This window comes from Flavobacterium sp. HSC-61S13 (genome assembly GCF_024171535.1).
GTDB lineage: Bacteria > Bacteroidota > Bacteroidia > Flavobacteriales > Flavobacteriaceae > Flavobacterium.
The window spans coordinates 81,283-104,593 of record NZ_JALJZV010000004.1; the positions used below are offsets into that span (position 1 = coordinate 81,283).

At 38.5% G+C, this 23,311-nt stretch carries 22 protein-coding genes; 14 read left to right on the top strand and 8 right to left on the bottom strand.

Going from position 1 to position 23,311, the window contains the following annotated elements:
• Window positions 1-89: 89 nt before the first annotated feature.
• Genes trmB through L1275_RS05305 form a run of 3 tightly spaced genes read left to right on the top strand, consistent with a single transcriptional unit; the run spans window position 90 to window position 1,745 of the window.
• Complete coding sequence (trmB, locus tag L1275_RS05295) at window positions 90-761, top strand: tRNA (guanosine(46)-N7)-methyltransferase TrmB (protein WP_253470560.1); 672 nt, start codon at window positions 90-92, stop codon at window positions 759-761.
• Window positions 762-1,400 (top strand): amino acid permease, encoded by a 639-nt coding sequence (locus L1275_RS05300; RefSeq protein ID WP_253470562.1) that lies wholly within the window; start codon window positions 762-764, stop codon window positions 1,398-1,400. It begins immediately after the preceding gene.
• The gene (locus L1275_RS05305; protein ID WP_253470564.1) at window positions 1,401-1,745 is read left to right on the top strand and encodes an MGMT family protein; all 345 of its coding nucleotides are present in this window, start codon (window positions 1,401-1,403) and stop codon (window positions 1,743-1,745) included.
• Here L1275_RS05305 and L1275_RS05310 read toward each other — a convergent pair.
• Window positions 1,714-3,057, bottom strand: coding sequence for a PAS domain-containing sensor histidine kinase (locus L1275_RS05310; protein ID WP_253470566.1), 1,344 nt, complete (start codon window positions 3,055-3,057; stop codon window positions 1,714-1,716). The two genes, L1275_RS05305 and L1275_RS05310, sit on opposite strands and share 32 nt — an antisense overlap.
• Window positions 3,058-3,064: 7 nt before the next feature.
• On the bottom strand, window positions 3,065-4,399 hold the full coding sequence (locus L1275_RS05315; RefSeq protein WP_253470568.1) for a sigma-54 dependent transcriptional regulator: 1,335 nt from the start codon (window positions 4,397-4,399) through the stop codon (window positions 3,065-3,067).
• 402 nt (window positions 4,400-4,801) lie between these two features.
• Between L1275_RS05315 and L1275_RS05320 the strand changes: the two genes are divergently transcribed.
• The 4 genes from L1275_RS05320 (at window position 4,802) to L1275_RS05335 (ending at window position 9,736) form a co-directional block, all read left to right on the top strand.
• Entirely contained in the window at window positions 4,802-5,503 is a 702-nt protein-coding gene (locus L1275_RS05320; protein ID WP_253470570.1) for an ABC transporter ATP-binding protein, read from the top strand.
• Between the two features lie 19 nt (window positions 5,504-5,522).
• A complete protein-coding gene (locus tag L1275_RS05325) occupies window positions 5,523-6,281 on the top strand; it encodes a GIN domain-containing protein (RefSeq protein ID WP_253470572.1) in 759 nt (252 codons plus the stop codon).
• A gap of 4 nt (window positions 6,282-6,285) precedes the next feature.
• Window positions 6,286-8,694 carry an ABC transporter permease gene (locus L1275_RS05330; protein ID WP_253470574.1) on the top strand — a complete coding sequence of 803 codons (2,409 nt, stop codon included), beginning with the start codon at window positions 6,286-6,288 and terminating at the stop codon, window positions 8,692-8,694.
• Window positions 8,695-8,923: 229 nt separating this feature from the next.
• A complete protein-coding gene (locus L1275_RS05335) occupies window positions 8,924-9,736 on the top strand; it encodes a GIN domain-containing protein (protein ID WP_253470576.1) in 813 nt (270 codons plus the stop codon).
• Between the two features lie 121 nt (window positions 9,737-9,857).
• Here L1275_RS05335 and L1275_RS05340 read toward each other — a convergent pair whose 3' ends face one another.
• Window positions 9,858-10,349 (bottom strand): hypothetical protein, encoded by a 492-nt coding sequence (locus L1275_RS05340; RefSeq protein ID WP_253470578.1) that lies wholly within the window; start codon window positions 10,347-10,349, stop codon window positions 9,858-9,860.
• A 325-nt stretch (window positions 10,350-10,674) separates the two neighbouring features.
• On the opposite strand from L1275_RS05340, the gene L1275_RS05345 reads away from it, so the two are divergent.
• The 7 genes from L1275_RS05345 to L1275_RS05375 all read left to right on the top strand — a co-directional run bounded on the left by L1275_RS05345 (window position 10,675) and on the right by L1275_RS05375 (window position 16,744).
• A complete protein-coding gene (locus L1275_RS05345; protein WP_253470580.1) occupies window positions 10,675-11,805 on the top strand; it encodes an Mrp/NBP35 family ATP-binding protein in 1,131 nt (376 codons plus the stop codon).
• A 34-nt stretch (window positions 11,806-11,839) separates the two neighbouring features.
• Entirely contained in the window at window positions 11,840-12,079 is a 240-nt protein-coding gene (locus tag L1275_RS05350; protein ID WP_253470582.1) for a NifU family protein, read from the top strand.
• A gap of 130 nt (window positions 12,080-12,209) precedes the next feature.
• Complete coding sequence (locus L1275_RS05355; protein ID WP_253470584.1) at window positions 12,210-13,262, top strand: NAD(P)/FAD-dependent oxidoreductase; 1,053 nt, start codon at window positions 12,210-12,212, stop codon at window positions 13,260-13,262.
• A gap of 5 nt (window positions 13,263-13,267) precedes the next feature.
• Window positions 13,268-13,597, top strand: a complete 330-nt coding sequence (locus L1275_RS05360) for a 2Fe-2S iron-sulfur cluster-binding protein (protein ID WP_253470586.1) — start codon at window positions 13,268-13,270, stop codon at window positions 13,595-13,597.
• 382 nt (window positions 13,598-13,979) lie between these two features.
• Window positions 13,980-15,158: an acyl-CoA dehydrogenase family protein gene (locus L1275_RS05365; RefSeq protein WP_253470588.1), complete on the top strand. Its 1,179-nt coding sequence runs from the start codon at window positions 13,980-13,982 to the stop codon at window positions 15,156-15,158.
• Window positions 15,159-15,233: 75 nt separating this feature from the next.
• Window positions 15,234-16,007: a DUF3050 domain-containing protein gene (locus L1275_RS05370; RefSeq protein WP_253470590.1), complete on the top strand. Its 774-nt coding sequence runs from the start codon at window positions 15,234-15,236 to the stop codon at window positions 16,005-16,007.
• 20 nt (window positions 16,008-16,027) lie between these two features.
• Window positions 16,028-16,744 carry a 3-ketoacyl-ACP reductase gene (locus L1275_RS05375; protein WP_253470591.1) on the top strand — a complete coding sequence of 239 codons (717 nt, stop codon included), beginning with the start codon at window positions 16,028-16,030 and terminating at the stop codon, window positions 16,742-16,744.
• 71 nt (window positions 16,745-16,815) lie between these two features.
• Here L1275_RS05375 and thrA read toward each other — a convergent pair whose 3' ends face one another.
• The 5 genes from thrA to rimM form a co-directional block, all read right to left on the bottom strand.
• Complete coding sequence (gene thrA / locus L1275_RS05380) at window positions 16,816-19,233, bottom strand: bifunctional aspartate kinase/homoserine dehydrogenase I (RefSeq protein ID WP_253470594.1); 2,418 nt, start codon at window positions 19,231-19,233, stop codon at window positions 16,816-16,818.
• 127 nt (window positions 19,234-19,360) lie between these two features.
• A complete protein-coding gene (locus L1275_RS05385) occupies window positions 19,361-20,329 on the bottom strand; it encodes an alpha/beta fold hydrolase (RefSeq protein ID WP_253470596.1) in 969 nt (322 codons plus the stop codon).
• A gap of 11 nt (window positions 20,330-20,340) precedes the next feature.
• Window positions 20,341-21,615 (bottom strand): O-acetylhomoserine aminocarboxypropyltransferase/cysteine synthase family protein, encoded by a 1,275-nt coding sequence (locus tag L1275_RS05390; RefSeq protein ID WP_253470598.1) that lies wholly within the window; start codon window positions 21,613-21,615, stop codon window positions 20,341-20,343.
• Between the two features lie 434 nt (window positions 21,616-22,049).
• Window positions 22,050-22,757, bottom strand: coding sequence for a tRNA1(Val) (adenine(37)-N6)-methyltransferase (locus tag L1275_RS05395; RefSeq protein ID WP_253470600.1), 708 nt, complete (start codon window positions 22,755-22,757; stop codon window positions 22,050-22,052).
• An 8-nt stretch (window positions 22,758-22,765) separates the two neighbouring features.
• Window positions 22,766-23,296: a ribosome maturation factor RimM gene (gene rimM, locus L1275_RS05400; RefSeq protein ID WP_253470602.1), complete on the bottom strand. Its 531-nt coding sequence runs from the start codon at window positions 23,294-23,296 to the stop codon at window positions 22,766-22,768.
• Window positions 23,297-23,311: the final 15 nt, after the last annotated feature.

The window sequence follows — 23,311 nt, forward strand, 5'->3', positions numbered from 1 at the left end:
CTTTAGTATTCTTTTATTTTAACGTCTAATATAAAAGTCTTTTAGATTAAGTATATTTCCTTAATTTTACCAAAAAATTAAATAATAGGGTGGGAAGTAAAAATAAATTAAAACGCTTTAGAGAAAACGAGACTTTCGGAAACGTTTTTCAGCCAAGTAGAGAAGAGATGGTGGGTGATTTTCCTTTAAAAGGAAAGTGGAATACAGAGTTTTTCAAAAACGAACAACCGATTGTTTTGGAGTTAGGCTGTGGAAAAGGAGAATACACCGTAGAATTGGCCAAACGTTTTCCAGATAAAAATTTTATCGGAATTGATATTAAGGGAGCGCGCTTTTGGAGAGGTGCAAAAACGGCTGTAGAAGACAATTTAAACAATGTGGCCTTTCTTAGAACACAAATTGAATTGATTGAATCTGCTTTTGCTGTTGATGAAATTAGCGAAATCTGGATTACTTTTCCAGATCCTCAAATCAAATACAAACGAACCAAACACCGATTGACGAATTCGGAATTTTTACAGCGTTATAAAAGAATTTTAAAGGCTGATGGAATCGTGAACCTTAAAACGGATAGTGAATTTATGCACGGTTATACGTTGGGATTATTGCACGGTGAAGGCCATGAGGTTTTATATGCCAACCATCACGTATATAAAAATGAGGGCGCGCCTTCAGTGGTTACAGAAATTCAAACGTTTTATGAAAAGCAATACTTAGAACACGATAAGGCGATCACTTATATACAGTTTAGAATTAAGTAAATGGAGTATCTTTATTTTTTGCTATTTGGTTTTGTTGCGGCAGTAATTGGAGTTTCCCTACCGGGATTGCTCAATATGACTGCGGTTAAAATAGCTTTAAAGGAAGGTAAAGAAAGCGCCTATACGTATATGTTAGGTGCTTTGATCACCATTTTTGTACAGACTTATATCGCCATTTTCTTTGCGAAAATGATTGAGTCTAGCGTTGTAATTTCAGAAACCTTACAAGAGATTGGACTCGTTATTTTTACGGCTCTGACAGTATATTTTGTCTTCTTCGCCAAAAAGAAGGAAAACAAAGAAAATCAAGCTGAGTTGGTTGGAGGAAGTACCATCGCTATAAAGAATCGTTTTTTTTATGGAATATTTCTAGCAGCGCTCAATGTATTTCCTATACCATATTACGTTTTCTTAAGTATTACTTTAGCCTCTTATGATTTTAATGTCTTTTATGCACTTCATACTTTTTTACTGTCTATTGGTGTGGTTTTAGGTTCCGCACTAATGTTGTATCTGTATGTGTTGTTTTTTAAAAATTCCGATAAAGAGGAACATTTTTTGCTAAAAAATATCAATTATTGTATCGGTGTAGTTACGGGAATCATTGCTTTGATTACCTTATATAAATTATTGAAATAAATGGCTGACGAACACAATTTTTTCGAAAGAGTATATATTGTGGTTCGTCAAATTCCCTACGGAAGCGTAACGACTTATGGAGCCATTGCCAAAGCGCTGGGAGCAGCAAGATCTGCTCGTATGGTTGGTTGGGCAATGAATGCTTCTCACGGATTAGATGATGTGCCAGCACATCGAGTAGTCAATCGGAAAGGGCTGTTGTCGGGTAAACATCACTTTGATGGGACTCATTTAATGCAACAACTCTTGGAAAGTGAGGGTATTGAAATAGTCGATAATCAAATTGTAAACCTCGAAGCACATCTCTGGATTCCTAAGTTAGATTTTGAAGAGGAAGGTGAATAGAGAAAACCGTTTGCAGATCCTTTCTGTTGTAAAGAAGGTATCCGCCGTGCATTTCCACCATGTTTTTTGATAGCGGAAGTCCAATTCCTGCCCCCTCCTTGCGCGTAGTGTAAAACGGGATAAAGATTTTGTCTTTAATCTCCTGCGGAACTCCCAACCCGGAGTCTACAAAGTCAATGATAAGTCGTTGGTTTACTATGGCTGTTTTTATCGTGATGACTTTCTCTTGTTGCTCTGCAATCGCATGCATCGCATTAGTTAAGAGGTTGATGAACACTTGCTCCATCTGATGGCTGTCCCAATGCACAATCAAATCGGCATTAAATTGTTGTATGATGATGATGTCCTTACTCTTAAACAAGGGCTGCATGGTCTGTATGCTGGCTTCTAAACTCGTGTTTAAGTTGATAAAAGATTTTTTTGGCGTAGGTAACATTGTTAATTTTCGATAGTTTTCGACAAAGTATTGCAAGTGATTACTTCTGTTTACGATGGTTTTTATACTGATGGAAATGTCTTCCATATCTTCTGTTGTCAAGTTTTCCTCGTCTAAAATTTCTTGAATATTATAGGCTAATGAATGTATCGGAGTCAGGGAATTCATCAATTCATGGGAAATGATTTTCATCAAGTTTAGCCAAGTATCCTTTTCTTTTTTGTCCATGACACTTTGTATGGAATCTAGTAGGATGATGTAGTACTCTTTGTGAAGGGTTTTTGTTTTTGATGTTTGAAGCATAAAGGATTGTTTCTCTTCTCCCTCTAAGCGGATATCTATAGCGGATTTAATCTCTCGAAACTCGATCTCTTCGATGTATTGACTGAGATTTGGGATCAATTTTTGCAAGGTTTTCCATGTTTTTATTTTCGGAACCGAAAAATAATCAGAGAAGTAATCGTTGATTAAAAAGATATCCCAGTTCAAATCTTCCTTTTTCTCCAAAATCAAAATACCCGACTCCAAATTGTTGAGAATATTGAGGTATACCAATTCTTTGGACTCGTGGTCCTGTTGGTTTTGCTGTAGTTTTTGATAGAGATTTTGTAAGTTCTGTAGCGTTTCGTTGTGTTGTTTTTTGTCCGTTTTAAGTGAGAAGTCATCATATAACATAGCAAGCAAAACCCGGTCAATGGCATCATAGTGTTTTTTAATTCTGAAGTAGAGTTCCACTAATAGAAGTAAGATCACAAAACACACGAAGAACAACGAGAAAAAATTATGCATTTGGTAGAGCCTAAAACAAGCTGCAGTACAAACGAGTATGGCTAAGATACGGACAAAAAGCGATTGATAAAAAGAGGTTGTTTTCAAAAAGAGCTTATTTAATATTGTGTTTTTCCAGTCTGCGGTATAAAGCGGATCTTGACAGTCCCAACTCTAAGGCGGTCTGGCTGATATTTCCTTGGCATTTATTCATGGCTTTTAAGATAGATACCCGTTCGATTTCGTGAAGTGAGGCTTCATCTTCATAGGGAGAGATGGCCAGGGCTGAAATTCCGAAATCAGCTAATTTCAAGGCTGCTGAGTCACTCAGTATCATGGCGCGTTCTACTCGGTTTTGCATTTCGCGGATATTTCCTTTCCAGTCGTACTTGCTTAGTTCGGTTCGGGTTTGGCTATCAATAGTGGGAATTTCTCTGTCGTATTTTTTTGCATTTTGATTTAGAAAGAAATCCATCAGTGGAGCGATGTCTTCCCGGCGTTCTCTCAATGAAGGTAAGGTCAAAACAACCGTGTTGATGCGGTAGTATAGATCTTCTCTAAAAAATTTGCGTTCTACTTCGGTTTCAATATCGGCGTTGGTTGCAGTGATAATGCGTACATCCACGGCTCTGGTTTTGGATTCTCCGAGCCGAGTAATTGATTTGGATTGAATGATTTGTAAAAGCTTGGATTGTAGATGTAAAGGGACATTGCCAATCTCATCCAAAAAAATAGTACCGCCATGAGCCATCTCAAAGCGTCCTGCCGTATCTTGTTTGGCATCGGTAAACGCGCCTTTTGCATATCCGAAAAGTTCACTTTCAAATAGATTTTCGTTTAGAGAACCCAAATCCACATGTATAAATGCCTGATTTTTACGGGCAGATTGATCGTGAATGTACTTGGCTAATACGTATTTTCCAGTACCGTTTTCTCCCAATATAAGCGTGTTGACATCTGTTTTAGAAACGCGATCAGCCATCTCATAGACCTTTAAGATACTAGGAGCTGTTCCTTTAAAGAAGCTTATTGTAGGGATGGTCGTGTCTATTACTTTTTTGCGAAATTGTTTAACCGTTTCTTTAATAGTATTGAGTAGTTGATCGTTGTTCCACGGTTTTAAAATATAATCTATAGCACCGAGCTTAATGCCCTCAACCGCTGTTTCGATATTCGAATACGAGGTCATTAAAACTATTTGAACCTGTGGAGCAATTTTTTTAATCTCTTTAAACCAAAAGATACCTTCCTTTCCATCTTCATAGCCCAATCGGTAATTCATATCCAATAAAATGATTTCGATAGGGTGTTCAGATAGTAATTCAGGAATCTTTTTAGGATTGGTCGTCGTGATGACCGTTTCAAAATGCCTTTTTAAAAGCATTCTCGCCGCGATTAAGATCTCTTCATTGTCGTCAAGAATCAAGATCGTTGTATTTGTTTTCTTCATAAAGCAAGTATGGGTTTTAAAACCGAACAACCAGGTGTTCAAAAGCGAACAGTCTGTATTTTGTTGGTTATATATCTATTTGATTATTAGCGTGCTATCTTGTGGTTAATTTTTGGTACGTTTTTGCTTTATACTAGTAATAATAAAGCGATTGTATCAGTCTTAACTATGTAAAAATAATTAAAATTGTGACGCAGTAAGCCTTATCTCAGTAATAATACAGTGAAACCAGCTGATGGGCTTTTGTGATGGGTTACTTTAATTTTGAAAAGGAAGCCTAGAGATAGCCTAGCCGTTTCTCGGATTAAAAAAAAGGAATACATTTACTTCTAATAGATTTTCTAATAGAATCTATTTGTGGAGATGGTTTAATTGACAATAAATTTAGCACTTATCAAGGAGATGATTGAGATTGAAAATTTAACGAGAATATTTCAAAGTGAGGAAGTGGAAACTACGGCACTAAATGGAATAAATATACAAGTGAATCCCGGTGATTTTATTTCAATTATGGGTCCTTCGGGTTGTGGGAAATCAACTTTGTTGAATATAATAGGTCTATTGGACGCAGCATCTTCAGGTAGCTATAAATTGCTGGGCGAGGAGATGGTAGGACTTACCGAGCAAAGACGCGCAAAGTTTCGCAAGGGGGATATCGGTTTTATCTTTCAAAATTTTAATCTTATAGACGAGTTAGATGTATTTGACAATATAGAACTGCCGATGATTTACAATAATATTCCTGCATCGGAACGTAAAAAGAGAGTAGAAGAGATGGCAAAACGCTTAAACATTATACATCGATTAAAACATTTTCCTCAACAGTTATCTGGTGGTCAACAACAACGTGTGGCTGTAGGTAGAGCGTTGATTATGGAACCCAAGATTATTTTGGCTGATGAACCGACGGGAAACCTTGATAGTAAAAATGGGAACGATGTTATGGAGCTGTTGACCGATTTGCATATTGCAGGCGCCACTATAGTCATGGTCACGCATTCCGAGCATGATGCTTCCTATTCTCAAAAGACGATTTTGATGAAAGACGGTATGATACTGACCGAAAAAAGCAATGTTAAAACAATAGATGTGTTCACAGAATAAAAATTTAAAGAGATGACAGATGGTACGATTGACGATTAGTTTTTTTATGCTGCTGATGACTTGGTTGCTTCAAGCGCAGTCTAGCGAAACCAGAAAAACGACCACTTTTGATGGTATACAAGTTTCGATGGGGGTCCAAGTGATCCTCCAACCCGATCAAAATGGAGATATCCGAGTGGAGACTGATGGAACAATTGATTTAAAAAATATTTACACCGATGTTCGCAATAACACACTGAGAGTTTCTATAGGGGTGACCGGTAGACGATCGGTATCGCTAAATCGTTCGCCAGCGGGTGTAATTGTCTATGTTTCTCAAAAAGATATCTCGCGATTGATGGCTGATTCAGGTGGAAGAATAAAGGTGACAAAACGACTTAAGGGTGGAAAAGTAACTATTAATTTGGATTCCGCTGGTAGAATAGAAGGTGATTTTTCGGCAACGACTATGGTATTTATTATGGATTCTGCCGCCACTTTTAGTGGCAATGTATCGGCTACTAAAGTTCAGGCAAGTTTGGATAGCGCTGCGGTTATTGATATCACAGGTGAAGCCGAGGAGTTGTTGTTGAATATCGATAGCGCCGCCAATTTTAGAGGTAAAAACTTTAGACTAAAAAAGGCTAAAGTCGAAGCAGATAGTTTGGGTAAAGCAGAGGTAAATGTATCCGAGAGTTTAGATGCTTATGCCGATTCTATGGGTAAAGTCATTTATTATGGTAACCCAAAAAATGTAAAAAAATATACAGATTCCATGGGTTCTGTAAAAGCAAATTAATTTTATGCTTAAAAATTGGTTTAAAATATATCTACACCTGACCTTTAAAAATAAATTATTTTTCTTTTTAAATATAATTGGTTTGGCCATTGGGATATCGGCCTTAATTCTGGCGGTATTGTATTGGCAAGATGAACACCGTTTTAATGCGTGGAACACCGACCGCGATCGAATTTTCGAAGTGACTTACCACCTAAACGATGAAGGTTTTGTCGCCAGTTCAAGTGCTCTGGGGCCGAAGTTATATGAGTATCCTGATCTCGTTGAGGAGTACTGTTATTACTCATTTGAATATCTCGAGTTTTTTGCAGAAACAGAATTTAAAAAAGGAGTGATAGGGAAAATTGCCAATACTCAGGAATCCTTCTTTGAATTTTTTCCTTTCCCTTTTGTATATGGAGATGTTCAAACTGTTTTTAAAGAACCGGGAAGTATTGCCATTTCGGAGGCTGTTTCTAAAATGTATTTTGGCGATAAAAGCCCGATAGGAAAATTTCTGTCGTTGGCTCATCAGCCTTACAAGGTTAGCGGGGTTTATCGATTGAATCAACACAGTTCAATTGCGCCCAATATCGTACTCAACAGTATTGAACGCGAAACCAAACGCGATGAGGAACTGTGGTTAAGCATGAATCTAGGGTTGCTGATTAAAGCAAAAAAGAAAACGCATAAAAGACCTCTAGAGAAATTGACTACCCAGCTGATTCACGATAGTATCAGCAAGACCTATGCTCGTGAACAAGGTATTTCAGTCGAAGAGTATGTTGAAAATTATGGCGGTAAAACCGATGCTCGATTTACTTCCTTGGCTGATGTCCGTTTAAATGTAGAGGATAGTGGTTTGATAGAAGGAGCTGGAAATGTAGAGTTTATGTATGTAGCTCTTAGCTGTGCTTTAATGATTTTGTTGCTCTCCATTGTTAATTACATCAATCTGACCAATGCCTATGTTATTCGTAGAATAAATGAATTGGGGATTAGAAAGATCTTAGGAGCGAGTAATAAGCAAATCGTGGGTCAATTGGTCTTTGAGACTTTGATTAATAGTGCAATTGCGGTAGTTATTGCCTTGGTCTTTGTAGAATTTATATTGCCACATTTTTCAATCTTTATCAACAAGAACTTAATCTTGAATTTACTGGATTTTTGGCAGATCATTGCAGGAATTGTTTTTGTCGTAGTCGTATTAGGCGGTTTAATACCAGCTCTGTTTATCTATAAAGTCAGTTTTCTAGCCATTTTAAAAGGGAAATACACCAAGAGCCAACGCGGTATCAAATTGAGAAATGTTTTATTGGTAGTGCAATTTGCGATAGCATTTTTCTTTGTAGTCGGAGGTTTGGTGATTGCGCGTCAAGTGGATTTTATGGCCACAAAAGAATTGGGGTTCCGAGGTGATCAAATTATACAAGCCAAATTATACAACCATCAATCGCGTCGGAAGTTTTTAGAAACCGAAGAGTTCAGTAGGAAATTGTGTCGAATAAAAGGGGTCGAGGGCATTGCGCTTGGGACTATACCTTTTTCAAATAAGAATATGCCGAGGGGAACTTTGATGATAGACGGAAAACGAGTGGAGTTTGATATTGCAGGGGTGGATTTTAAATATCTGGCTATGTTGGGCTTTCGCAGTAAAACGGCCAACGATATCCGTAAAGATACTGTGGTAGATTCTATAGCAACGGTGGCGGTCAATAATCGTTTGGTGGAAGTTTTAGGGATTGAAAATCCCGTTGGTAAGGAGTTTATGTATAATAAATGTAGATATAGGATATCCGCTGTGCTTGATGATTTTTATAGAACGGGCTTTTATTCAAAGATCAGTCCAATGGTTCTATTTGATTATACGGCTATTGACTTCCTGGTCTATCATATCAACGAGGTTTCTATAAAGATTAATTCAGCAGATACCGATAAAACGATTAAGGAAATCGAAGCGTTTTGGCACAATAATGTCGATGCTGAATATCCTTTCCGAGCGGTCTTTTTGGACAAGCAATTTTCAGAAAATTACCTGCAATATACCAAGCAACGCAATTTATTAAGAGGACTAAATCTCGTGGTGGTTTTTATATCCTTATTCGGTCTTTTTGCTTTGGTTTCGTTTTCGATAGAGAGTCGATTGAAGGAAATTGTTATTCGAAAGGTTTTAGGTGCGGAAACAGGAAATTTGATTCGAAATCTTGTAACAAAATATGTATTTCTCTGTCTAATTGGTTTTGTAATTGCGATTGTTCCGACGTATTTGATCATGAATCGATGGTTAGATAATTTTGCTTATCACAACAAGCTGTCGTGGATCCCTTTTGCATTGGCATTCGTTAGTTTGGTTTTTTTAACCTTGATCGTGGTCGTATTCAGAGCGTATTTTGCAACCCGAATAGACCTGTTGAAACATTTAAAGTATCAATAATATAGGGGAGCGGTAGGCTCAACCTGATATTAAAACGATAATAAATAATATTGGAAAAGTGAATTGAATTAGTTAGTATGAGTTCGGTTCTTGGATGAAGAGGGTTTTAAAACATTAAAACCCTCGGATTTCACCAATTTTTTGGAGTAAACTCCCCTGCAAGTACTTCAAAAGCTTTTTAAATAAATATATCCAAATACAAAATATCTAATCATTAAATCTATACAAGATGAGAACAGTAATAATTGTTTTTTTATTAGCAAGTCTAGGAATGACTGCACAGGTAAAAGAAAGCAGAAGTGCAAGCGATTTTAATCGCGTAAAAGTTTCTCAGGGAATTGAGTTGAACTATAAGGTGTCCAACACCATAAAAATTATAGTTGAGGTCGAAAACAAGGCACAATTGGAGGGTGTTATTACCGAAGTTAATAACAAGGTATTAGAGGTCTATATACAATCCAATAAAAGCAGCTGGGGCCTAGGTAGTAAAAAGCACCAAAGTGTCAAAGTATTCGTAGAAGGACCAAATTTGGATGGGGTGACGGTATCATCGTCGGCTATGTTTGTAGCAGAAAACACGATAAAGACTACTGATTTCGCTGTAGAGGTTTCTTCGTCAGGTTTGTTTAAGGGGGATGTGAAATCTCAAAAAAGCAAGATTGCAGTATCTTCTTCGGGTAAGGTGAATGGGAATTTTCAAGCCACTGACTTGGTGGATATCAACACGAGTTCTTCGGCATCATATCAGGGAACTGTCAGTGCGAAAGAATTGAAAATGGGAACGAGTAGTTCCTCTAAAATCGAAGTGTCTGGTGACGTAAATAGCGTAAAATCGGAGTCTTCCAGCTCGTCTAAAATTAAAGCGACCGAGCTTAAGGCGAAAACGGTAACTGCTGTAAGCAGCAGCTCATCATCGGCTTATTTTTCTGTGTCGGAAAGTATAGATGCGAAGGCTACCTCATCTGGTAAAATCCATTATATAGGTAATCCAACGCATGTAAATGTTAAGAAATCCTCTTCGGGCAAGGTGACTAAAGCTTAACGCCTTTGCGTGTGTCCCCAATTCTTTTTTATTCAATTTTGCGAGTTTCCCAAAAGGGGGCTCGCATTTTTTCAAATAAGCGGGGCAATTACCGTCAGAAAAACAAGCGTTTGCTGGCGTTTTAGCCCTTTAAAAACTTTTGAATATTTTCTTGTATTTCCTCTTTTGACTTGGTGTAATTAGAGATATAAACAACTTCTGCTTTTTTGTTATACAGTACTATTCTGCCTAAGTCAGCCATCGGTTCCGGATCGCCAGCACGTTTTAGGAATTCTTTGTATTTAGTGCGTTGTCCTTTTCCGAGTTCGTCTTTTATAATATAGATGTTTTTTACTTCGGGATAATTTGTCGCAAAGAAAGCCTCTGTTCTGCTTAAATCTGATGTGGAGTTTTCTTTAGAGTGTATCATAAGAATAAAATTAAGATCTTCTCGAGTAGAAAAATCCACTAATAATTTGGGTAGTTCTTGTATGCAGGGAGCGCACCAAACGGCAAACATGTAGACCAAGGTTTTCTTGCCCGTATTTTTGATCATACATTTCACATCTTCATTGTCAATTCGATACATGAATTCAGATTTTGCCGTTTTCTTGATTTGGCAATCTTGTGTCATTTTTTGACTGTGTGCAGACAGGGACACCATAAAAAGCACTAGCGCTATAAAATTATTTTTTGTAATCATTATTTTCTTCATCAATTAATGATAAATATAGTATTAAAAAGAGTTGGAACGCACTATTGTTTTGTAATATTATTTGGAAGGTGTGCTGTTTTAGACCAGTGTTGGCTGAAGCTCTTTTGAGCATCATAGTTTTTCTCTATAACAGTTGCATTCTTATCTATATTTAGAATACATTAACTTTAAAATCTCGACATTTACCATTATATTTGCCTATTAACGACGGTGGTATTAATCTGTTGGAAACGAAACGTATATAATGAAATTAGATAGAAAAGAAATTCTGAAAGCATTAGAGACCATTTCTGTTGCTGGAGAAGGAAAAAATATGGTAGAAAGTGGTGTTGTTCAGAATGTTATGACCTTCGGTGACGAGGTAGTCGTAGATTTAGTATTGACCACTCCTGCCTTACACATCAAAAAAAGAGCTGAAGTCGATGTGATGAAGGCAATTCATGATCAAATCGACGAAAAGATCAAGGTTAAGGTGAATATCAAAGTAGAGAATGCGGAGAAACCTGAAATCAAGGGCAAAGCAATTCCTGGAATCAGTAATATCGTGGCTATTTCTTCTGGAAAAGGAGGGGTAGGTAAATCTACGGTGACGGCAAATATAGCGGTGACCTTGACAAATATGGGATTTAAAGTCGGTGTTTTAGACGCGGATATTTATGGGCCATCGATGCCTATTATGTTCGATGTTGAAAATGCTCGACCTATTTCTGTAGAGGTTAATGGAAAATCGAAGATGAAACCGATCACGAGTTACGGTGTTGAAATTTTGTCGATTGGGTTTTTTACCAGACCAGACCAAGCGGTTATCTGGAGAGGACCTATGGCTTCCAAGGCGTTGAATCAAATGATTTTTGATGCGGATTGGGGCGAATTGGATTTTTTATTGTTAGATCTACCTCCGGGAACAGGTGATATTCACTTGTCTATTTTACAATCGTTACCTGTTACAGGTGCTGTTGTAGTGAGTACGCCTCAAGCAGTAGCCTTAGCTGATGCTAAAAAAGGTGTATCGATGTTTATGTCAGACAGCATCAATGTTCCGGTATTGGGAATTATCGAAAATATGGCTTACTTCACTCCTGAAGAATTGCCAAATAACAAATATTATATCTTCGGAGAAGGGGGAGCTCGAAACTTAGCTCAAGATTTAGAAGTGCCTTTCCTTGGAGAAGTACCTTTAGTGCAGAGTATACGAGAAGCAGGTGATTACGGTCGTCCAGCAGCCCTTCAAGAAGGAACGGTAGTAGCGAATGCGTTCGATGCGATCGTTAAAAACGTCGTGCAAGAAGTAGTGAAGCGAAACGATAGTTTACCAGCTACTGAAGCAGTTAAAATTACGACTATGGCGGGTTGTTCTGCAGTGGGAAAAAACTAATACGGACTTTTTTACACTCATTTAAAATTTAATTATGACAACAAATACTATTCAACAGAACGTTGAGAAAGCCTTAGAAGAAATTCGTCCTTTTTTAAAATCGGATGGCGGAGATATTACGCTGATTTCAATCGATGATAATAAACACGTAAAAGTTAGGTTAGAAGGGGCATGTACTTCTTGTAATGTCAATCAGATGACCTTGAAAGCAGGAGTGGAAACAACTATTAAGAAGTATGCTCCTGAGATTGAAACCGTTGTAAACGTAGAGTAAGAGGGTAAAGTGCCCGAGCTTTTTAGCATTCTTTATTTCCAAAATGATGTCGTTTCAATCGGGGTGAATTGACATTAATCATGGTGTAGGCTAAAAAGATTTATAACCTTTGTAATAAATTTTTAGAACTATGATTCAAACCGATATCTTAATCATTGGTGCTGGTCCAACAGGATTATTCACCGTTTTTGAAGCGGGACTTTTAAAATTAAAATGCCATATTATCGATGGACTACCGCAACCGGGAGGACAATTGACCGAGTTGTATCCTAAAAAACCAATTTTTGATATACCGGGATATCCTTCTGTAGGGGCTGCAGAATTAGTAGATAATTTAATGGAGCAAATCAAGCAATTTCAACCGGGGTTTACCCTTAATGAAGTTGCTGAAACTATAGATAAATTAGAGGACGGTACTTTTGTTGTGACCACTAATAAGGGAACAAAACACCATGCGAAAGCCGTTGCCATTGCAGGAGGTTTAGGTAGTTTCGAACCGCGTAAACCACTCATTGATAACATCGGTTATTACGAGGATAAAGGCGTGGAGTATTTTGTTAAAAACCCAGAGCTATTCCGCGATAAAAAGATCGTGATTTCTGGAGGAGGAGATTCTGCTTTGGATTGGAGCGTGTTTTTAGCCGATGTAGCCAAAGAGGTTACCTTGGTACACCGACGTAACGAATTTCGTGGAGCTTTGGATTCTGTAGAGAAAGTACAGCATCTAAAAGATCAAGGTAAAATCAATTTGATTACACCTGCTGAGGTAATTAGTATTCATGGCGAAGATCGTGTTGAAGGAGTGACTTTAGAGCGCGACGGACAACAAGATTTGTTGGCTTGTGATTATTTTATCCCTTTATTTGGTTTGACACCAAAGTTAGGTCCTATTGCAAATTGGGGATTGGAAATTGAGAAAAACGCGATCAAAGTAAACAATGCCTTAGATTATCAAACCAATATAGAAGGCATTTATGCCATTGGGGATATCAACACGTATCCGGGTAAATTAAAGTTGATTCTTTGCGGTTTTCACGAGGCGACATTAATGTGTCAAAGTGTTTATAATCGATTGAATCCAGGGAAGAAATACGTTTTAAAATATACTACGGTTTCGGGTATCGATGGATTCGATGGATCAAGAAAAGAAGCTGAAAAAGCAGTTGTAAAAGCTATAGATTAAAAATCATGTCAGATATTAAGATTACTATCGTTGATAGAGAGGGTGTGCGTCATGAAGTAGATGCGCCAACAGATATGAATATGAATATCATGGAGTTGGTTCGTGCTTACGAACTAGCCCCGGAGGGAACTATTGGTATTTGTGGAGGAATGGCGATGTGTGCTTCTTGTCAATGTTATATTTTAAATGATGTAGTGTTACCTGAAAAGAATCCCGATGAGGATGCGATGTTATGGGAAGCATTCAATGTAAAAGATAACAGTAGATTAGGATGTCAGATTCATATCACTCCTGAAATTGAGGGATTGGAATTGGAACTCGCTCCCGATATGTAATGAGGTGTTTTAAGTTTTAAAAAAGCAGCTTGTCCGATGGATAAGCTGCTTTTTTTATGAAGTTTTTTGCTAAATGGCGTTTTATGCTTATCTTTAATAAGAGCGGTAGGGGACTTGCCCCTGTTGTTTTGGTAGTGGAGGTTTGTTTTCTCAGTATAGTAGTACATACGATACAGTTTCGAAAACGATATTCAATTCCGGTTGTTGTACTGCTGTGAATCTCGAATGTTGTCGTTGTGGCTTGCGAATTGCTAAATAAATCTAGAAGAAATAACCCCTTGGTCTGTGATAAAAAGAATTGTTGTAATTATGCCTTTTACCTTTGATTTCTACTGACAGATTACTTACTTTTGTTTTTCTATTTTAATTAATTGACTATAAAATGAAACCAGATTTATTTCAAGCCCCTGATTACTACTTGTTAGATGATTTATTGTCTGAAGAACATAAATTAGTTCGTGATGCAACTCGTGCATGGGTGAAACGCGATGTTACACCTATTATTGAAGAGTATGCGCAACGAGCAGAATTTCCTAAGCAATTGATCAAAGGCTTAGCGGAAATAGGTGGTTTTGGTCCTTATATTCCGGAGGAATATGGAGGAGCGGGATTAGATCAAATCTCTTATGGTTTAATTATGCAAGAAATCGAGCGTGGAGATAGTGGAATTCGTTCGACTTCTTCTGTGCAATCTTCTTTAGTAATGTATCCAATTTGGAAATATGGAAATGAAGAGCAACGTAAAAAATACCTTCCGAAGTTAGCTACTGGAGAATTTATTGGTTGTTTTGGATTAACAGAGCCTGATTTTGGATCCAATCCAAGTGGTATGATAACCAACTTTAAAGACATGGGTGACCATTATCTTTTGAATGGAGCAAAGATGTGGATCTCGAATGCACCGTTTGCGGATATTGCTGTAGTTTGGGCGAAAAATGAAGAAGGACGTATACACGGTTTGATTGTTGAAAGGGGAATGGATGGTTTTTCAACTCCAGAAACACACAATAAATGGTCGTTAAGAGCTTCTTCAACAGGAGAATTGATCTTTGACAATGTAAAAGTACCTAAAGAGAATTTATTGCCTAATAAATCGGGTCTAGGAGCACCACTAGGATGTTTGGATTCGGCTCGTTATGGAATTGCTTGGGGTGCGATAGGGGCAGCAATGGATTGTTATGATACGGCTTTGCGTTATTCGCAACAACGTATTCAGTTTGACAAACCTATTGGTGCGACTCAATTGCAACAAAAGAAATTGGCAGAAATGATTACTGAAATCACCAAAGCGCAATTGTTGACTTGGAGATTGGGTGTTCTGAGAAATGAAGGTAGAGCAACTACTGCACAAATCTCTATGGCAAAAAGAAATAACGTGGATATGGCTTTGACCATTGCTCGTGATGCTCGACAAATGTTAGGAGGTATGGGGATAACAGGAGAGTATTCTATTATGCGTCATATGATGAATTTGGAGTCTGTAGTTACCTATGAAGGAACACACGATATTCACTTGTTGATAACGGGTATGGACGTGACGGGATTCCCGGCATTTAAGTAAAAAACTAAAAGGTTAAAATGATACCAAAAGCTTCTCTTAATCGGGAAGCTTTTTTAATTTTGTAAAAAAAGAGTCATGACTATTTCAGAAATTAATAAGCGTATACAGCCGCAACGGGAGTTGTTGTTGCAACATGCGTTATACCATAAAATTCAAACGGTTTCACATCTACAAATCTTTATGCAAGGGCATGTTTATGCTGTCTGGGATTTTATGTCGTTACTGAAGGCTTTACAACAAAAACTGACGTGTACTACCGCGCCATGGTTTGCATCACCCAATCCGGAAACCCGTTATTTGATTAACGAAATTGTTTTGGCAGAGGAGTCGGATTTGAGTATAGATGGGCGACGTTTGAGTCATTTTGAAATGTATATAGAGGCGATGCAAGCATCGGATGCCAATACCGAGGAAGTGCTGCACTTTATAGAAGAAGTTCGCCGATGTGATTCGGTGTTTACTGCTATAGAGCAGTCGGCATTACATCCAAAAATTAAGGCGTTTTTACAGTTTAGTTTTGGAGTGATTGCCACGGGGAAAAGTCATGAAATTGCTGCGGCATTTACCTTTGGTCGAGAAGATTTGATACCCGATATGTTTACCGAGATATTAAAGGGGTTTGAACAGAATTTTCCGCAAACGGATTTGTCTAAACTGATTTATTATTTTGAAAGACATATTGAATTGGATGCCGATGAACACGGACCGATGGCAATGAAAATGATTGCGGAGTTGTGTGGTAATGATGCTGAAAAATGGGAAGAGGTAGCGGTGGTTTCCAATGAAGCATTAAAGAGGAGAATTGGATTGTGGGAAGCGATAGAAGAACAAATTGAAAACGCCAAATAATAATATTAAAGAGATAATTCATGGAAAATTTACAAAATAAAAAAGCCATCGTAACTGGTGGTGGACGTGGTTTGGGCAGAGCGACTGCAATAGCTCTTGCTCATGAAGGTGTTGATGTGGCTATAACGGGTAGAAACGAACAAAACTTACAGACGACCGTAAAAGAATTGCAGGCAATTGGTGTAAAAGCTACTTATGCTGTTTTTGATGTAGTGGATAGAGTGGCTGTGCAAACGGCTGTAGAAAAACTAATCGAAGAATTGGGTGGCATTGATATATTGATTAACAATGCTGGAATTGCGGAGTTCGGGAGTTTTATAGACATGGATGCAGAGCGATGGGAAGAGATATTAATGACCAATGTTATGGGTGTTTATAATGTGACTAAAATGGTTTTACCTCATTTGATCAACCAGAACTGCGGTGATGTAGTCAATGTTGCTTCGACAGCAGGAATTAATGGTAATCCTACGACATCGGCTTATTCTGCTTCAAAGTTTGCTTTAATTGGGATGTCGGAATCGTTGATGAAGGAAGTACGTAAAAACAATATTCGCGTTTGTACGTTAATTCCAAGTACGATTGCTTCGGACATGTCGATAGATTTAGGGTTGACAGACGGTAATCCAGACAGTGTCTTGCAACCAGAAGATTTTGCAGAATTGGTTGTTGCCAATCTGAAGTTGCCAAGACGAGCGATGTTAAAATCGGCCTCTTTATGGTCGACGAATCCATAAAAAAAAGGTTGTCTAAACAGACAACCTTTTTTTGTTAGTCGTAAATTGGGATTCGAGAATCGAGTCATGAATTACGAATCCCGATTAACCAATCGCAGTATATCACCAAAAACCCCGCGAGCAGTTACATGGGCTCCTGCTCCTGCACCTTGAATTACAATTGGTCGACTGCCGTACGATTCTGTATAGATTTCAAATATGGAGTCGGATCCTTGTAATTGCCCTAAGGCGCTAGATTTGGGAACAGAAACCAATTGTACATCAAGCTCTGCTCCATCTTCACGACTGAGGTCTCCATGTAGATCTCCCACGTAACGCAATACGTGATTCGGTTCTTGTTTGGCTTTGATTTCGCTATACAGCGGGTTGAGTTCTTCCAAACGGATTAAGAATTGATCTACTGCTCCCGATTGGAGGTTTTCTGGGATTAGATTTTGGATCCTAATATCACTCATTTCGTTGGGTAATTCCAGTTCCCGTGCGAGTATTAAAAGTTTTCTAGCCACATCATTCCCGTTGAGGTCTTCGCGGGGATCGGGTTCGGTAAAACCTTTGGCAATGGCACTTTCTAATACGGTGCTTAAATCAGCTGTTCCCTCGGAAAATTCATTAAATAAATAACTTAAGGTTCCTGAAAACACCCCTCGAATTCGCGTGATATTTTCACCGCATTGATGCAATAATTTTATGGTGTCGATCAGCGGTAAACCTGCTCCAACATTGGTTTCGTACAAAAATTCTTTATGGTATCTTTTTAAGTCCAGACGCAATTGCTGGTAAAACTCATAAGATTGTGTATTGGCAATTTTGTTAGCGGCGACTAAATCAAAACCGTTGCGGATCCAGAGTGGGTATGTTTCGGTAAAGGCTGCGCTAGCCGTTAAGTCAACGGCGATTAAATTCTCTAAGTGATGTTGATTGGCTAGATCAAAGACCGTTTGTGGGGTGCTGAGTAAATCACTTGCGCTTAACTGTTGTTGCCAGTCATCTTGGATGCCGTTTTTATCGAACAACAATTGTTTGGAATTGGAAACACCAACTATTCTTACAGAAACATTCTTTTTAGCTTCTAGGGTTAGTCGGGTTTCTAGGAGTTGTCGGATTAAAACACTGCCCACTGTTCCTACGCCAAAAATAAATAGATTGATCTTTTTGTTGATTCCGAAAATTTCGCCGTGAATGATGTTCAGGGCTTTTTGCAGTTGATGGTGATGCAGTACCAGACTAATTTGACGACCGGCTACGGTATTACTGATTAAAACCGGAACGATTTGGTTGTTGATTAAAGCGGTATAGGATCGATTGAAGGTTGATAGATCTTGACCAATAATCGACAAGACGGATACGTTGTCAATGGAAAAAATCGTGCTGATGTCTTGGGACTCTATTTCGGGTTTAAAGGCGGTATGTAAGGCTTCTAGTGCTTTTTCGGAATCTTCGGCATTGACAACAAAAGAAATGCCGCGTTCAGACGCTCCTTGAGCGATGACGTTAACACTGATCTGATGATGAGCCAGAGTTTCGAAAATACGAGCATCTACACCGATTTTTCCCAATAAGCCTTTTCCGACCAATTGTATTAAGCTGGTTTTTTCCAAAACGCTCAATGCGCGTATACCGCTACTTTTAGAATTCCCGCTGATTAAAGTTCCGCGATCTTCCGGGTTAAAAGTGTTGACTATTCGCAATGGAATTTGTTTGTTTAGCAATGGAATGATGGTTTTGGCATGCAGTATGCTTGCTCCTAAATGTGCCATCTCGTTGGCTTCATCGTAACTTAGATCATCTATTTTTTGAGCGTCGTGGACCCAGTCTGGATTGGCTGTATAGATTCCATTGACATGGGTATAGCTTTGCAGTTCTGTTGCAAACAAATAGGAGGCAAATAGGGAGGCACTGTAGTTGCTGCCGTTGCGTCCAAGGGTCGTTGTTTCTCCGCTACAGGTAGAACCTATGAAACCGGTGATAATTCCTATTTTTCCCTGTAAATTCTCTTCGAAATAAGCTAAAGTATTTTGTTTGGAGGTTTCGTCTAGTGGTAGCGCTTGCCCAAAATTTGAATTGGTTCTCAATAGGGGTCTGGCATCTACATAATGAACGGGTAAGCCCTTTTGAGATAGATGATGCGTCAGGGTTTTTGCGGCTATAATTTCTCCTTGTGCCAGAAGTAGATCCTTGTGTTTTGCACTATAATCCCCTAACAGTGAAATGCCTTCAAGTAAGTTATCTATTAAAGCAAATTGTGCGTTCACATCTGCATCTGTATGGGTGTAATGTATCGTTTTTAAACGTTTTAATCCGCTTTTATAGTCGTCATTTTGAGAGGCAAGTTCAAGGAGTTGTTCTAATTGGTCGGTGGTGTCTCCAAAAGCAGAAACTACTACGTGAAAATCGGAATCGCTTTTATAGTGCTTGGCAATGATCGAAAGTACTGTGTTAAAACCATCGGGTTGTGCCAATGATTTTCCGCCAAATTTTAATATTTTCATGGTTGTTTTTTATTTTATATACAGGTTTTTTGACATACCCGTAGATCGATTTTTTAGTAAACTTTGACACCACCATATCGTAGTTTCGGAATGGTTTTGTGCTGTTTGAATGGGTTGTTAGGTTGGGTTAACTCCCGCTTTTTAGGCCAAATATTGGCGTTAAAATACTGTCTAATTGTGCTGTTTCAATTAAGAAGGCATCGTGACCGTGAATGGAGCTGATTTGGTGTAAATATGAATTTGTTGAGCAGTTACGCAGATAAATAGCGGTTTCTTCTATGGCGTTTGCGGTGAAAAATAGATCCGTGTCAATGCTAATCTGATGAATCTCCAGATCTTTATGCTGTGCTAATAATTTTAAGTCGTTCCACTGTTGATTGGCGCCAATAGTTTTTAACAGGTGGTTCATCAATTGGTAGGAGTGTAGCGAAAAGCGTTCGGTCAGTTTATTTCCATGATGTAAAAGCCAGCTCTCGGTTTGATAAGAGCCATCCGTTTGTCTATTTCCTTGAAATTTCTGCGTGATGGATTCCGGGGTACGATATAAAAACATGGCATGTATACGAGCATCATGCACGGGCTGCGTAGAGTTTTTTAATATCTGTTGTTGAATCAATACATTTCCAATAATCCAATCGGTCGCTTTCCAGTGGCTTGCGATTGGAATTAAATAGTTAATGGCATGGGGTCTTTGAAAAGCCATTTCCCAAGCAATCCCTCCACCAAGACTTCCGCCAATTACGGCAAATAGCTCGGTAAGTTGTAATGCATCGATGCCTTGCCAATATAGATGTGCTACATCATAAGTGCTCCAATTTTCCCAATCCAACACCGATTTTCCACGGCCATTTCCAGGGATATTAAAGGCCACGATCGTATAGCGATTGGTGTCGATGGTTTTCTCTGCACCAATCAGCGCTTTCCACCAACCATTTTCACCGGTAACGGTTGAGTTTCCGGTCAATGCATGAAGTACAAATACTACAGGCGCGGTATGTATGGGGCATCCAAAAATTTCATAGTGCAGCGTAACTTGCTGTGTGCTGCCGTTTGTAAAACGTATTGGATCGAGGGATAAATTTAGGAGTGAACTCATGGTGTATGGAATTATAGTTTTAAAAAGGCCTGCTCTAAATCATTTTTGAGGTCTTCAATCGCTTCAATACCGACAGATAGACGTATTAAATCACGCGTAACTCCAGTTGTTTTTTGTTCTGTATCACTTAGTTGTTGATGGGTAGTACTGGCTGGATGTATGATTAAAGATTTGGTGTCCCCAATATTGGCTACCAGTGAAAATAGTGCGGTATGGTCTACTACTTTTTTAGCAGCTTCATAGCCTCCTTTTAAACCGAAAGTAACGACACCGCTTTGTCCTTTTGGTAGGTATTCATTGGCGAGTTGGTGATATGCACTGGATTTTAAACCCGGATAGTTTACCCAAGCCACGGCTTCTTGTTTTTCAAGCCATGTTGCTAATTCCAAGGCGTTCTCACTGTGTTTGATAATACGTAAAGGGAGTGTCTCCAAGCCTTGTAAGATTTGAAAAGCATTGAACGGGCTTAATGCCGCGCCAAGATCACGTAATCCTTCAATACGAATTTTTGCAATATATGCAGCATTGCCTAATGCTTCGTGGTAAACTAGACCGTGATAGCCTGCCGCGGGTTCTGTGAATTCAGGAAATAAACCGCTTGACCAGTCGAAATTTCCAGCATCGATGATAACGCCGCCTAATGATGTACCGTTTCCAGAAATGTATTTTGTTAGCGAATGGATAACGATGTCTGCTCCGTCTTTAATCGGGTTCCATAGACACGGTGATGCTACGGTATTGTCTACTATAAAAGGAATTTTAGCTTCTTTGGTGATTTTGGAAATGCCGCGCAAGTCTAAAATATCCAATTTAGGATTTCCTAAGCTTTCAACGAATACAACACGCGTGGCTGGAGTAATGGCTTTTTGGAAGTTTTCGATATCGGATGGATCTACAAAAGTAGTGTGTATGCCCAATCGCGGTAGTGTAACGCTGAGTAGGTTGTAGGTTCCGCCGTATAAGCTGCTTGAGGCAACAATGTGATCGCCGGTTTTAAGTAGTGTTAATAGAGCTGTTGAAATCGCTGCTGCTCCTGACGCTGTTACTACGGCTCCAATTCCACCTTCAAGCGCAGCAAGGCGTTGTTCGAGTATGTCGTTGGTTGGGTTATTTAGGCGGGTATAGATGTAACCGGGAATAGATAAATTAAAAAGACCTGCTGCGTGTGCGGTGTTTTGAAACACATAAGAACTGGTTTGATAAATTGGAATGGCTCGTGTGCCTGCAACAGCATTGGTGTCGTGTCCGTGATGTAAAGCTAGGGTTGAAGATTGTTGTGTACTCATGATTTTAGTTTTTTGATTTTTAAAAATGGGTTAAATAAAAAAAGTCCCTTTGGCTAGGGCCAAAAGGACTTCAAGTGAAAACGATACAATTTATTCGTTAGCTTGACTTTAGGCAATAGCGGAGGTGGATGTGCATCATCATTTGCATCATCATCATCATTTGCATTCCGTTATTGTTGGTATAAGCTACGATCATTGTGAGATTTTTTTAATAAAAAAAGCCTTTGCGTTGGCAAAGGCTTTTAGTTGTATTTTTTATAGTTGAATTATAAACACAGCAAGCCTTGCGGATTTTTCCACATCATTGGCATAAGCATGTTTACAATAATTAAATTCATTTTATTTGGATTCTTTTGTTGGGACAAATGTAGAAAAGAAAAATAGATAAAAGCAAGTTAATTTTAAATTTTAACATTTTAATTTAAAAAATCGTTTTATAATTTAAGGTAGTAATCCTTTACGAGCTCAGTGAATTCGGGAGTATATTGGTGTCTCTCTACTTCTAAAATAAGTTCGTCTTCGATAGGATTTTCTATTGTTTTTCTGCCAAAAGCCAATAGAGACCGTTTTGTTTCTGCGGTACTATGACCTTTAACGCGCGTAATTTTGAACGGATATAACTCCAATTCGCGGGCTATTTCTATAAAATTAGTTTCCTCTTTAAAAGGAATTATAACAGAAAAGATACCGGTTTCGGACAGGAAAATGGAAGCTGCCTCAACAAGGTCCTCAAAAGGCATGGCCGTCTCAAAACGAGCCAAATCTCTTTGTTCATCATTGCTGTGGTAGTCGTCTGTATAGAATGGGGGATTGGAAACGATCAGATCGTATTCGTCTTCTATTTCATCGACAAACTCATCGAGTCCTGCGTGATAACAGAATAGTCGATCGGCCCAAGGGCTGTTTTCGAAATTTTCGACGGCTTGTTCATAAGCGCTGTCATCGATTTCTAGAGCGTCAATTTGTTCGGCATAACTGCGTTGTGCCAACATTAGAGCGAGTAGTCCAGTGCCGGTACCAATGTCAAGTATGCTGTATAGATTTTCGGGTAATGGGGTCCATGCGCCAAGTACAACACCGTCTGTGCCTACTTTCATAGCGCAGCGATCTTGATGGATGGTAAATTGTTTAAAGCGAAACATAATTAAAATTATTTTTCGAGGTAAATATCAATTAAGCCAACAGGAGCATTAAGGATTACTTTATGGTTTTTACGATCGATTTCGTGAATAAATTCATCAATCATCGGAATTAAGATTTCCAATTCATCGCGTTCGATAACAAAAAGTGCCTGTGAAACGCTGTCGTTGATGTGGACTAATTTTCCGACATAACCGAATTGAGTGTCTTCAACATCAAATCCAATGACTTCGTGAAAATAGAACTTATTACCTTCCAGTTTAGGAAGCATTTCTAAGGGTAGGTAGATTTCTGCTCCAATAATCTTATCTGCATCCTCTTCGGAATACATATCTTCAAATTGAATTCGCAAGAAATCATTTTTGTGTATAGAGGAAAACTCTATAAAATAAGGAACCAAGTGTCCGTTGAATTCAACGAACACGGATTCCAAATTTTCGTATAACTCCGGTTCGTCAGTGTCCAAATAGGCCAAGACTTCTCCTTTGAAACTAAATTTTTTGGCGATTTTGCCTAAATAAAAACAATCCTCTTTACGCATATCGCACAAATAAAT